Source organism: Buttiauxella cochleicola, from assembly GCF_021283185.1.
Lineage (GTDB): Bacteria > Pseudomonadota > Gammaproteobacteria > Enterobacterales > Enterobacteriaceae > Buttiauxella > Buttiauxella massiliensis.
On sequence record NZ_JAJSOS010000011.1, the window covers coordinates 18,072 to 29,998 of the forward strand.

General features: G+C 49.8%; 12 protein-coding genes and 1 tRNA gene. 9 read left to right on the forward strand and 4 right to left on the reverse strand.

The window, feature by feature from the left end; translation table 11 throughout:
• Window positions 1-23 precede the first annotated feature (23 nt).
• Complete coding sequence (rplY, locus tag LVQ76_RS16735; protein WP_034497069.1) at window positions 24-308, forward strand: 50S ribosomal protein L25; 285 nt, start codon at window positions 24-26, stop codon at window positions 306-308.
• Window positions 309-357: 49 nt separating this feature from the next.
• Here the strand turns inward: rplY and yejK are convergent, their stop codons facing one another.
• Window positions 358-1,365: a nucleoid-associated protein YejK gene (gene yejK, locus LVQ76_RS16740; RefSeq protein WP_151994509.1), complete on the reverse strand. Its 1,008-nt coding sequence runs from the start codon at window positions 1,363-1,365 to the stop codon at window positions 358-360.
• Between the two features lie 200 nt (window positions 1,366-1,565).
• Between yejK and LVQ76_RS16745 the strand changes: the two genes are divergently transcribed.
• The 3 genes from LVQ76_RS16745 (at window position 1,566) to LVQ76_RS16755 (ending at window position 3,733) form a co-directional block, all read left to right on the forward strand.
• The gene (locus tag LVQ76_RS16745; RefSeq protein WP_034458713.1) at window positions 1,566-1,793 is read left to right on the forward strand and encodes a YejL family protein; all 228 of its coding nucleotides are present in this window, start codon (window positions 1,566-1,568) and stop codon (window positions 1,791-1,793) included.
• Window positions 1,794-1,812: 19 nt separating this feature from the next.
• Window positions 1,813-3,579: an LPS biosynthesis-modulating metalloenzyme YejM gene (gene yejM / locus LVQ76_RS16750; RefSeq protein WP_232904384.1), complete on the forward strand. Its 1,767-nt coding sequence runs from the start codon at window positions 1,813-1,815 to the stop codon at window positions 3,577-3,579.
• 77 nt (window positions 3,580-3,656) lie between these two features.
• Window positions 3,657-3,733 (forward strand) — tRNA-Pro (locus LVQ76_RS16755).
• A 91-nt stretch (window positions 3,734-3,824) separates the two neighbouring features.
• On the opposite strand, the gene LVQ76_RS16760 is transcribed toward LVQ76_RS16755, so the two are convergent.
• Both LVQ76_RS16760 and umuD read right to left on the reverse strand, forming a co-directional pair.
• Complete coding sequence (locus LVQ76_RS16760) at window positions 3,825-5,090, reverse strand: Y-family DNA polymerase (RefSeq protein WP_232922167.1); 1,266 nt, start codon at window positions 5,088-5,090, stop codon at window positions 3,825-3,827.
• Window positions 5,090-5,446, reverse strand: coding sequence for a translesion error-prone DNA polymerase V autoproteolytic subunit (umuD, locus tag LVQ76_RS16765; protein WP_233338040.1), 357 nt, complete (start codon window positions 5,444-5,446; stop codon window positions 5,090-5,092). The genes LVQ76_RS16760 and umuD overlap by 1 nt, the downstream gene beginning before the upstream one ends.
• 241 nt (window positions 5,447-5,687) lie before the next feature.
• Here umuD and LVQ76_RS16770 point away from each other — a divergent pair, with 241 nt between their 5' ends.
• Window positions 5,688-6,968 carry a DUF445 domain-containing protein gene (locus LVQ76_RS16770; RefSeq protein WP_232922092.1) on the forward strand — a complete coding sequence of 427 codons (1,281 nt, stop codon included), beginning with the start codon at window positions 5,688-5,690 and terminating at the stop codon, window positions 6,966-6,968.
• Between the two features lie 32 nt (window positions 6,969-7,000).
• Here the strand turns inward: LVQ76_RS16770 and LVQ76_RS16775 are convergent, their stop codons facing one another.
• Complete coding sequence (locus tag LVQ76_RS16775) at window positions 7,001-7,150, reverse strand: AcrZ family multidrug efflux pump-associated protein (RefSeq protein WP_064512573.1); 150 nt, start codon at window positions 7,148-7,150, stop codon at window positions 7,001-7,003.
• Window positions 7,151-7,278: 128 nt separating this feature from the next.
• Here LVQ76_RS16775 and modE point away from each other — a divergent pair, with 128 nt between their 5' ends.
• The 4 genes from modE (at window position 7,279) to galT (ending at window position 11,924) form a co-directional block, all read left to right on the forward strand.
• A complete protein-coding gene (gene modE / locus LVQ76_RS16780) occupies window positions 7,279-8,070 on the forward strand; it encodes a molybdenum-dependent transcriptional regulator (protein ID WP_232922093.1) in 792 nt (263 codons plus the stop codon).
• A gap of 76 nt (window positions 8,071-8,146) precedes the next feature.
• The gene (gene modF, locus LVQ76_RS16785; protein WP_232904388.1) at window positions 8,147-9,616 is read left to right on the forward strand and encodes a molybdate ABC transporter ATP-binding protein ModF; all 1,470 of its coding nucleotides are present in this window, start codon (window positions 8,147-8,149) and stop codon (window positions 9,614-9,616) included.
• Between the two features lie 235 nt (window positions 9,617-9,851).
• Window positions 9,852-10,868, forward strand: a complete 1,017-nt coding sequence (galE, locus tag LVQ76_RS16790) for a UDP-glucose 4-epimerase GalE (RefSeq protein ID WP_232866898.1) — start codon at window positions 9,852-9,854, stop codon at window positions 10,866-10,868.
• Between the two features lie 9 nt (window positions 10,869-10,877).
• Window positions 10,878-11,924, forward strand: coding sequence for a galactose-1-phosphate uridylyltransferase (gene galT, locus LVQ76_RS16795; protein ID WP_232922094.1), 1,047 nt, complete (start codon window positions 10,878-10,880; stop codon window positions 11,922-11,924).
• Window positions 11,925-11,927: the final 3 nt, after the last annotated feature.

The window sequence follows — 11,927 nt, forward strand, 5'->3', positions numbered from 1 at the left end:
ATTATTTAAGAGAGAAACAGTTAATGTTTACTATCAATGCAGTAGAACGCAAAGAGCAGGGCAAGGGTGCGAGCCGCCGCCTGCGTGCAGCTAACAAATTCCCGGCAATCATCTATGGTGGTTCCGAAGCTGCGATCTCTATCGAACTGGATCACGACAACGTAATGAACCTGCAAGCTAAACCAGGTTTCTACGAAGAAGTTCTGACTCTGGTTGTAGACGGTAAAGAAGTTAAGGTTAAAGTTCAGGCTGTTCAGCGTCACCCGTTCAAGCCAAAACTGAGCCACATCGACTTCGTTCGCGCTTAATCGCGAATTTAGTTCGAAAAAAAACCCGCTTCGGCGGGTTTTTTTATGGCTATTTTCCAGAACTGCGACGTTGTAACTGGTCGCGCAGATTCGGTGGCGTGCCCTTAATGGTCAGCGTGTCAGTCGCTGGATCCCAGTAAATACGCTCACCAAGTAGCATCGCATCAAAACTAATCGTTAACCCACCACCGCTACCGGCGAATTTGGTTAACTGGCGCAATGTTCCACGGTCAGCCGGGAAACTTTCTTCAAGTTCATAGCCTTTATCAGCAGTAAACTGCTGGAAGTTTTTGTCGTCAACAGCCCAGGGTAACTCGTCTGCAAGGGAAGAAAGTTCGATCTCTTCTCCCGCCTGGAGTTGCTCGTTGCAGTAGGCATAAACCTGCTGACGTGCGGCCTGACGTTCGTTTTTATCCAGTTGCGCTTCGTTGGTGAAATCATCCAGCGCTTGCAACAAACCTTTGTTTTGCGCTTTGGCGTTTAAACCTTCGCTGGCACCGAGGAAATCCATAAAGAAATCGGACACTTTGCGCCCCACTCGCCCTTTCAGGAAAGTCAGGTAACGCGTGGATTCCGGGTTGGTTTCCCATTCGGTCAGATCGATACGCGCCACGATATCGGCGTGGTTGATATCCAGGTGATGCGTAGAACTGATATCCAGCTCTTCGTTGACGCGCATGCTGCTTAAATTGTTCAGCACCGCTACCAGTAAATATTCCACCGCCAGGTAGCGATATTCGCAAAACAGCACAATGCCGCCATCAGCAAATGGATATTTTGCCAGCTCATCACGCAAACGACCGGTCGCAGCACGGCTGAAGGCGAGGAAATCCTCATCACCTTTTCGCTGTGAACGCAGGGCTTGCGCTAATTCACTCTCTTCGCTGAACAGACCATATGCTTTATTTTTTGCACTATATACGCGGTGCAATTCGGCCATCATTTCTTCTACGGCGCCGTTCGTTGCCAACAGAGAATCACGCAGCACGACTTCAAGTGTCTGTTCGCCGCGTTTGATCAACTGGTGTAAGGCAATCTGGTTGATATCCAGACTCATGATAAACTCTCCTTTTAAACTCGGCGGTATTCAACCATTGCCAGAAGCCTTGTGCAACCTCCCCTAAATAATTCGGGCGGCAAGAAGGCAGCCAACGCACGTGCAGCTTGAAGTATGAAGGGGAAAGATAAAAAAGCAGAAAAACAGGTCCTTCTACGGTAAGATAACGCCCTTTCCTGAATCTAATTGATTGTTAATTTATGCCACAAATATCCCGTTATAGTGACGAACGCGTCGAAGAACTGTTGAGTGAACTGGCGAGCGTGCTGGAAAAGCACCAAACGCCAACCGATCTTTCCCTGATGGTGCTGGGAAATATGGTCACCAACCTGATTAATACCAGCGTAGCTTCTGCTCAACGCCGCTCGCTGGCTCGCTCTTTCGCAGAGGCACTGCAAGCCTCCGTGAGCGAAGACAAAGCTCATTAAGGGATTGTAGTTACACGTTATGGTGACTAATCGTCAGCGCTACCGCGAAAAAGTTTCCCAGATGGTCAGTTGGGGACATTGGTTCGCCCTGTTCAATATCCTGCTGGCAACGCTGCTGGGTAGCCGCTATCTATTTGTCGCTGACTGGCCGGCAACACTCACGGGTCGTATTTATTCCTGGTTGAGTGTTATCGGTCATTTTAGTTTTGTGGTTTTCGCCACTTACCTGCTGATTCTCTTCCCGCTGACCTTCGTTGTCATGTCACAGCGCCTGATGCGCTTTATCTCGGCAGCGCTTGCTACCGCAGGTATGACACTTCTGCTTATCGACAGCGAAGTCTTTACTCGCTTCCATCTCCATCTTAATCCGATTGTCTGGGAACTGGTGATTAACCCCGACCAGAGTGAAATGGCGCGAGATTGGCAGCTGATGTTTATCAGCGTACCGGTAATTTTATTGATTGAAATGCTGTTTGCGACCTGGAGCTGGCAGAAACTGCGCAGCCTGGGGCGTCGTAAACATTATGCAAAACCTGTTGTTGTGCTGTTCTTCGTCGCATTCTTCAGCAGCCATATTATGTATATCTGGGCTGATGCGAATTTCTATCGCCCGATTACCATGCAGCGTGCCAACTTGCCGCTCTCCTATCCAATGACAGCCCGTCGTTTCCTCGAAAAACATGGCCTGCTGGATGCGAAGGAGTACCAACGTCGCCTGGTGGAACAGGGTAATCCTGAAGCTGTATCGGTACAGTACCCGCTTAGCGATCTGCAATTCCGTGATATGGGCGCGGGCCACAATGTATTGCTGATTACCGTCGATGGTCTGAACGCTGAATACGCGCCGAAAAACTTGCCGAACCTCAACGAATTTGCTGCCAGCAACATTAACTTCAAGCAACATATGAGTGCAGGTAACGGTACCGACAGCGGTATTTTTGGCCTGTTCTATGGGATTTCGCCTGCGTATATGGACGGTGTTTTATCAGCCCGAATCCCAGCAGCATTAATTACTGCCTTGAACCAACAAGGTTATCAATTGGGGCTGTTCGCTTCCGATGGTTTTGACTCGTCGATGTACCGCCAGGCCCTGTTGTCTGACTTCTCTTTGCCTTCAGCGCAAAGCCAATCTGACGGACAAACAGCCTCGCAATGGATTAACTGGCTGACGCAGTACGCATCTGATGACAACCGTTGGTTCTCGTGGGTTGCCTTTAACGGCACCAGCATCACGGCAGATACTAATCAGCAAGCCTTTGCTCGCCGCTATGCGCGTGCAGCGGGTAACGTTGATGAGCAAATCAAACGTGTGCTTGATGCACTGGAAGCCTCAGGCAAGCTCCAGAATACAGTTGTGATTATTACCGCAGGCCACGGTGTGCCTCTTGGCAAAGAGCAGCAAGACTCCTTCGCATGGTCACGTTCACGAATTCAGGTGCCACTGGTTATCCATTGGCCGGGCACACCTGCACAGACCATTACGAAGCTCACCGATCACCAGGATGTCATGACAACGCTGATGCAGCGCCTGCTTCATGTCAAAAACCCAGCGAATGAGTATTCACAAGGTGAAGACTTGTTTGCCGCAACACGCCGTAATAACTGGGTAGTTGGTGCTGATAACAACAGTCTTGCGATTACTTTGCCGACCATGACGCTGGTGCTTGATAACAATGGCAACTACCGGATGTACGATTTGAAAGGCGAAAGCATCAAAGAAACCAAGCCTCAACTTGGGTTATTGCTGCAAGTGCTAACTGATGAGAAGCGCTTTATTGCCAACTGATTGTATATTTATGAAACAGTTAGCAATAAGCCGTCTTGCAAACGATCGCCAGATAAGTAGTATTATTTTTTATGCTTCGGCACGTAGCGCAGCCTGGTAGCGCATCGTCATGGGGTGGCGAGGGTCGAGAGTTCGAATCTCTCCGTGCCGACCAGCAACCTCTTAGAAAGCAGCCTATTATGGCTGCTTTTTTATGTCTGTATTTTGAGCTAAGGGAAACTTTCCAGCCACTTTCTCGCCCTTTATTACACCCTCAATACATCTGAAGCTCGAGTCGTATAACGCGGTGACAACATCGCTCTTTTCATCTGCCATGGCTGCTCAATCCCCTGCCCTGCAAAATAGATAGTCCCTTTACCTTTCTTCTGATTAATGCCGTCTATCACCTGCATCAGCATTTCGCTGTTGGCCCGTGGTGGGTTTTCATCAAACAGAGTAAGTTGCGCGATGCCCTGGCTAAAAAAATCGCCCAGCATAACCCCGCCTTTTTGATAATGCTGGCCACTTCTCCAGATAGCTTCCAGGCAGCGCGTGGCGGCAGCGATAATATCTCGGGTATCCTGCGTAGGCGTCAGCAATTTCACCATCGCCTGGTTGCCATAGTAGGGTTCATTCGCAGAGAAAGGTGATGTTTTGACGAAGGCAGAAATATGTCGGCAATACTGGTGCTCAGCTCTGAGTTTTTCTGCGGCGCGTGCCGCATAACTACAAATAGCCTGACGCATATGTTCGTACTCGGTAAGCCGCTCGCCAAAGGAGCGAGAGCAAATAATTTCCTGTTTTGTCGGCGCAAACTCTTCAAACCCCAGGCAAGATTCACCGCGCAGTTCACGTACCGTACGCTCCAGCACAACAGTAAAGTGTTTACGAATAAAACGAATATCCGCATCCGCCAGCTGTAGTGTGGTTTTAATACCCATGGCATCAAGCTTTTTACTGATTCGGCGACCAATTCCCCAGACTTCACTAACAGGAAACGCCGCCATTAATTGGCGTTGCCGCTCGCGACCAGACAGATCAACAACACCACCCGATTCTAGCGGCCACTTTTTCGCTGCGTGGTTCGCAAGCTTCGCCAAAGTTTTTGTCTGGGCTATTCCCACGCCCACTGTTAAATGCGTGCGTTGCAAAAGAACGTCACGAATCTCCCGGCCAAATTCTTTCAGATTGCGACAATTTCGCACCCCAGAAAGATCGCAAAAAGCTTCATCAATGGAGTAAACCTCAACACGCGGGCATATTTCCTCCAGCGTCGTCATCACCCGATAAGACATATCGGCGTAGAGTTCGTAATTACTGCTGAAGGCAACGACACCTTTTTGCCGGAAAAGATCCTTCTGCTTGAAATACGGCCCTCCCATTTGCACACCACAGTTTTTAGCCTCGGCATTACGCGCAATAATGCAGCCATCATTGTTACTTAGCACAACCACTGGCTTGCCTTTCAGGTCGGGCCGAAAGATGGCTTCACAGCTCGCGTAAAAACTATTCACGTCCACCAGAGCAAACATCATTCACTCGCCGATTTCACAATGAAAGTGACGACGCCAAATATCTCAAGCGCTGCATCGGTTCCGATAAAGGTAGGTTTGTAGGCACGATTGAGTGGCATTAACTGAATCACCGGCCGAAGCTGTAACTGCCTGACAATAAATTCGCCATTGATTGCTGCAATCACAATATTGTTATGCACCGCCGTTTTAGCGCTATCGACCACCAGTAAATCATCCTTACCGATTCCACCGTTGATCATCGAATCATCCGAAGCCCGCACGAAATACGTGGCTGTAGGGTGTTTAACCAGCAAGTCATGAAGATTAATGCTCTGCTCGGCATAATCCTGCGCCGGTGATGGAAAGGCGCCCATGGTTATGCTCCATCACTTGCTGATAAAACAAAAAGAGTCAGCGCTGCCATATAATCCCCCAACAAGAATAACTGTATATACATACAGTATCGTTAAATGAGCGCACCAGGCAAGTCGCTTGCAAAAAGATTTTTATAACAATTTGAAGAGGTGGGAAATTTAGTTAATCGAAATCGATCGAGATGAATCTCACCCCAAATTTGCCCTACCGCTTCAGTCCTCACCGTTCTATGCTTAGTTGATGGAGAAAATGACTGAACTGAAACGCACCAAGCGCCTTGCGCTTTCCTTGCTGCTGATTGCGGCTGTGACTTTTGTGATAACCCTCTTTTTGCCACCGGGATTCTGGGTTAGCGGCTTAAAGGCAATCGCCGAAGCCGCGATGGTGGGTGCGCTCGCTGACTGGTTTGCCGTTACTGCGTTGTTTCATCGCGTGCCGATTCCTTTTATTTCCCGCCATACGGCAATTATTCCTCGTAACAAAGACCGCATTGGTGAAAACCTGGGCATCTTTGTGCAGGAAAAGTTTCTTGATACTCAATCACTCATAGCGCTGATTCGCCGCCATGAACCGGCGCATATGATTGGCCAGTGGTTCAGCAAGCCCGACAATGCGCAGCGCGTTGGGCAGCATTTGCTGCAAGTGATGAGCGCGTTTTTGGACTTAACAGACGATGCGCGTATTCAGCGTTTAATCCGCCAGGCGGTACATAAGGCAATTGATAAAGTCGATTTAACGCATTCAAGTGCTCTGCTGCTGGAAAGTCTGACCAAAAATAACCGCCATCAGGAATTGCTCGACGCCGTGATTGCTCAAATGCTCACGCTGATTAAGCGTGACAGTACGCGGGCGTTTATTGCCCACCAGATTGTGCGCTGGCTGGAAACGGAGCACCCACGTAAAGCCAGCATTCTGCCGACAGAATGGCTGGGGGAACATAGCGCCCAGTTGGTTTCCAATGCGGTGAACTCGTTTCTCGATGATGTCAGCCACGATCAGGGCCATCAGATTCGCCAGGCATTCGACCGCGCTACATTAAAGCTTATCGAGAATCTTAAGCACTCGCCGCAGATGGCGGAAAAAGCAGACAGCATCAAGAGTTATTTGAAAGAGGATGAGGCGTTTAACCGCTATCTGGGCGAACTTTGGGGCGATTTGCGGCAATGGCTGAAGGTTGATGTTAATGCTGAGGACTCGCGTGTGAAACAGCGAATTGCTGAGGCTGGACAATGGCTTGGGGAAACGCTAGTTGCTGACAGCGCGTTACGCGCTTCATTAAACGAGCATCTGGAGCAGGCAGTACAAAAGATTGCCCCTGAGTTTGCTACGTTCCTGACTCGCCATATTAGCGATACGGTGAAAAGCTGGGATGCCCAGGATATGTCGCGGCAAATCGAGCTGAATATCGGCAAGGATTTACAGTTTATCCGCATTAACGGCACGCTAGTTGGGGGATCAATCGGGCTGGTGTTGTACCTGCTATCGCAGATACCGGCGGTACTACCGCTGCTAAACTTCTAAAGAAAACGCCCGCATCAGCGGGCGTTAGAGAATCAATGGTTTTGTTTCGGTTGGTCGTTGTGACCGACTTTTGAGAAGACGTTAAAGACTTCACCCAATCCATAGATAAGTCCGAGGATCACCGCCATAACGATTGGCACCATGACCACGGCAAACACCAAGCTTTTCAATAACTCTAACATGGATGCCTCCAACAAAAGTGAGAACGGCTATTCTAACGACCTGACAGAAAAACGCACTCTCCTTTTGTGCGATTTGCCCAACCCCGCGCAATAGGGGAAAATGGCGTTTTCCTTATTACGGAGCGGTTATGCAAGCTGAAATTTTACTGACGCTGAAACTCCAGCAGCGGCTGTTCGCCGATCCACGTCGTATCGCGCTACTTAAACAAATACAACATACCGGCTCAATTAGCCAGGGTGCGAAGCTTGCAGGCATCAGCTACAAAAGTGCCTGGGATGCCATCAATGAGATGAATCAGTTAAGCGATGAGACATTAGTTGAACGAGCAACAGGCGGTAAAGGCGGTGGCGGCGCGATACTTACACGTTATGGTGAACGTCTTATCCAACTGTATGAACTGCTCGCGCAAATCCAACAAAAAGCCTTTGATGTGCTGCGTGATGACGCGCTACCACTCGATAGTCTACTCGCTGCAATTTCACGATTCTCATTGCAAACCAGCGCCCGTAATCAGCTTTTTGGCACTGTTCTGCATCGCAACAGCGAGCAAGTACAACAGCACGTCGATATCTTACTGGCTGATGGCACCACACGTTTGCAAGCAGCAATTACGCGTCAAAGCGCAGAACGCCTGGGTTTGAGCGAAGGCAAAGAAGTCCTTGTTTTGATTAAAGCGCCGTGGGTGGAAATCACCACCGATACAAAACGTGCCAGCGGCGCAGACAACCAGCTCGCCGGCATTGTCAGCAATATTCAGCAAGGTGCGGAACAAAGCGAAGTTCTGGTGCAATTGCCTGATGGACAAACGTTATGTGCGACCGTTCCGAATAACGTGGTGGAAATTCAGAAACTGGTAGAAGGTGCTGAAGTCATAGCATTTTTTAATGCCGATCGAGTGATTATCGCCACTCTGTGCTAAAAAAACCTGGCGAATTGACAACAAGACAGGCAATCCGTAAATCTGAGTTTAATGACTGCAAAAAATGGGATGATCTATGTCGACGTTGCAAATTTCGCAAGGGATATTTCACCTTAGCGATACCCGAACTCTGGCCCTCAATGATTTAACCATTAACGCCGGTGAAAGCTGGGCGTTTGTGGGCGCTAACGGTAGTGGGAAATCAGCCCTCGCCCGTGCACTTGCGGGTTCCCTACCCGTACAGAAAGGCGAGCGCCAGTGCTCGTTTTCTCGTATTGCTCATCTTTCCTTTGAACAGCTGCAAAAATTGGTCAGCGATGAATGGCAGCGCAATAACACTGACCTGTTGAGCCCGGACGAAGACGACACGGGTCGCACGACGGCGGAAATTATTCAGGATGAAGTCAAAGATGAAAACCGTTGCCAGAAACTAGCGCAGCTTTTTGGTATTACCCCGTTACTGACTCGCCGTTTTAAATACCTTTCAACCGGAGAGACGCGCAAAACGCTGCTTTGCCAGGCGCTGATGTCGCAGCCTGATTTGCTTATTCTCGACGAACCGTTTGACGGGCTGGATGTGCAGTCCCGTGAACAATTGGCAGGGCTATTAGGTGAACTAAGCACACAGGGTTACACCGTGGTGCTGGTGCTTAATCGCTTCGATGAAATCCCTGATTTTGTACAGCATGCTGGCGTGCTGGCAGATTGTGCGCTGATTGAAGTGGGCGAAAAACAAAAACTGCTGGAACAGGCGTTAATTGCGCAGCTTGCCCACAGCGAAAAACTAACAGGCGTTGCGCTGCCAGAAGCTGATGACCCAAGTGCTCGTTACACTCTGCCTGCCGATCAGCCGCGCATTATTTTGCGTGATGGTGTGGTGGAATATAATGAGCGGCCTATCCTGCACAAGCTTTCCTGGACGGTAAACCCTGGTGAACACTGGCAAATTGTTGGCCCCAACGGGGCGGGTAAATCAACATTATTGAGCCTGGTAACTGGCGATCATCCGCAAGGCTACAGTAACGATCTGACACTGTTTGGCCGCCGTCGCGGCAGCGGCGAAACCATCTGGGATATCAAAAAGCATATCGGTTACGTCAGCAGTAACTTACATCTGGATTATCGCGTGAGCACCACAGTAAGAAACGTTGTTCTTTCAGGATATTTTGATTCGATTGGCATTTATCAGGCTGTTTCGGACCGCCAGCATAAACTTGCCCGCGAATGGCTGAACATGCTCGGTATGGATAACGCCATCGCTGATGCGCCATTCCATAGTCTGTCATGGGGCCAGCAGCGCCTTGCCTTGATTGCCCGTGCGTTGGTTAAACACCCAACGATATTGATTCTGGATGAACCACTACAAGGGCTCGACCCATTAAACCGCCAGCTAGTGCGTCGTTTCATTGATATTTTGATTGGTGAAGGGGAAACGCAATTACTGTTTGTCTCTCACCATGCCGAAGACGCGCCTGAATGCATCACTAAGCGGCTGACTTTCGTTGCTAATGACGACGCTTATCGCTACGAGTTTGAAGATTTATAGCGCCTGAAAGATAAAGCCCTTTCCGCCGGGGTGGCTACGTTTTCGTTTTGCCACCCTACTTTCAGACAACCCGCAACATCCTCGTAGCTACCATTTGTTTTATAATCATTTTTACTGCTAAAGGCCGCCGTTGAAATACTAGTGTAAGCGATTCCACTAATTTATCCCATGTCACACTTTTGCCATCTCTGTTATGCTATGTTTAATACATACCATACGCGTAATGGAGAGCAAAATGAGAGTATTGGTAACAGGTGGTAGCGGTTACATTGGCAGTCATACCTGCGTGCAACTACTGCAAAATGGTCATGATGTCGTCATTCTGGACAATTTGTGCAATAGCAAACGTAGTGTGCTGCCAGTAATTGAACGTCTTGGCGGCAAACACCCTCTGTTCATTGACGGCGATATCCGTGATGAAGCATTGCTGGCTGAAATTTTCCACGATCATCAAATTGATGCCGTAATCCATTTTGCCGGGCTCAAAGCCGTTGGCGAATCGGTTAACAAGCCGCTGGAATATTACGACAACAACGTTACCGGCACCTTGCGCCTGATTTCTGCCATGCGCGCGGCTAATGTCACCAACTTCATCTTCAGTTCATCTGCAACAGTTTATGGCGACCAGCCGCAAATCCCTTACGTTGAAAGTTTCCCAACCGGCACACCTGCAAGCCCATATGGCCGCAGCAAGTTAATGGTTGAACAGATTCTGGCTGACTTGCAAAAAGCCCAGCCAAACTGGAGCGTGGCGCTGCTGCGTTACTTCAACCCGGTTGGCGCACATCCATCAGGCGATATGGGCGAAGACCCGCAAGGCATTCCCAACAACCTGATGCCGTACATCGCGCAGGTTGCAGTAGGACGTCGTGATTCACTGGCAGTCTTTGGTAACGATTACCCAACCGAAGACGGTACTGGCGTGCGCGACTACATTCACGTTATGGATCTTGCCGATGGCCATGTTGCAGCAATGCAAACACTACAAGGCAAGCCTGGCGTGCATATTTATAATCTCGGCGCAGGCGTTGGTAGCAGCGTGCTGGATGTGATCAACGCTTTCAGTACCGCTTGCGGCAAGCCGGTGAATTATCACTTCGCCCCGCGCCGTGAAGGTGATCTCCCCGCTTATTGGGCAGATGCCACCAAAGCCGATCAAGAACTTAACTGGCGTGTCAGCCGGACTCTGCAAGAAATGGCAGATGATACCTGGCGCTGGCAGTCTCGCCATCCTCAAGGTTATCCAGACTAAGGAAATGTGATGGAGCAGTTTAACCCGGTGGATCATCCACATCGCCGTTTTAACCCCCTAACCGGACAATGGATTCTGGTCTCTCCGCATCGGGCTAAGCGCCCATGGCAAGGGGCCCAGGAAACACCATCACAGGAAACATTACCGACGCACGATCCGGATTGTTTCTTGTGCCCGGGGAATACGCGCGTCACTGGCGATAAAAATCCGCAATATACCGGCACTTTTGTTTTTACTAACGACTTTGCCGCGTTGATGACGGACACGCCAGACGCGCCTGAAAACAGCGATCCACTTTTACGTTGTGAAAGCGCTCGCGGTACCAGCCGGGTTATCTGCTTCTCCCCAGATCACAGCAAAACGCTGCCGCAACTTTCCGTAACAGCACTGGAAGAAGTGGTCAAAACCTGGCAAGAACAGACTGCGGATCTGGGTAAAACCTATCCGTGGGTGCAGATTTTTGAAAATAAAGGCGCAGCAATGGGCTGCTCCAACCCGCATCCGCACGGCCAGGTTTGGGCAAATAGCTTCCTACCAAACGAAGTGGCACGTGAAGATGTGCTGCAGCGCGAATACTTTGCCGAAAATGGCTCGCCGATGTTGGTCGATTACGCACAGCGCGAGCTTAAAGACGGTAGTCGTACGGTGGTAGAAACCGAACACTGGATTGCTGTAGTTCCTTACTGGGCCGCGTGGCCGTTCGAAACGCTGCTGCTGCCAAAAGCCCATATTCTACGCATCACCGATCTTAGCGCCGAGCAAAGCAGCGATTTGGCCCTGGCGCTGAAAAAACTGACCAGCCGTTACGACAACCTTTTCCAGTGCTCATTCCCGTATTCCATGGGCTGGCACGGTGCACCGTTTAACGGTGAGGAAAATGGTCACTGGCAGTTACACGCTCACTTCTATCCGCCACTGCTGCGTAGCGCAACAGTGCGTAAATTTATGGTCGGCTATGAAATGCTGGCTGAAACCCAACGTGATTTAACCGCAGAGCAAGCCGCAGAACGCTTGCGTGCCGTATCCGATATTCACTTTCGCCAATCCGGAGAATAAAAA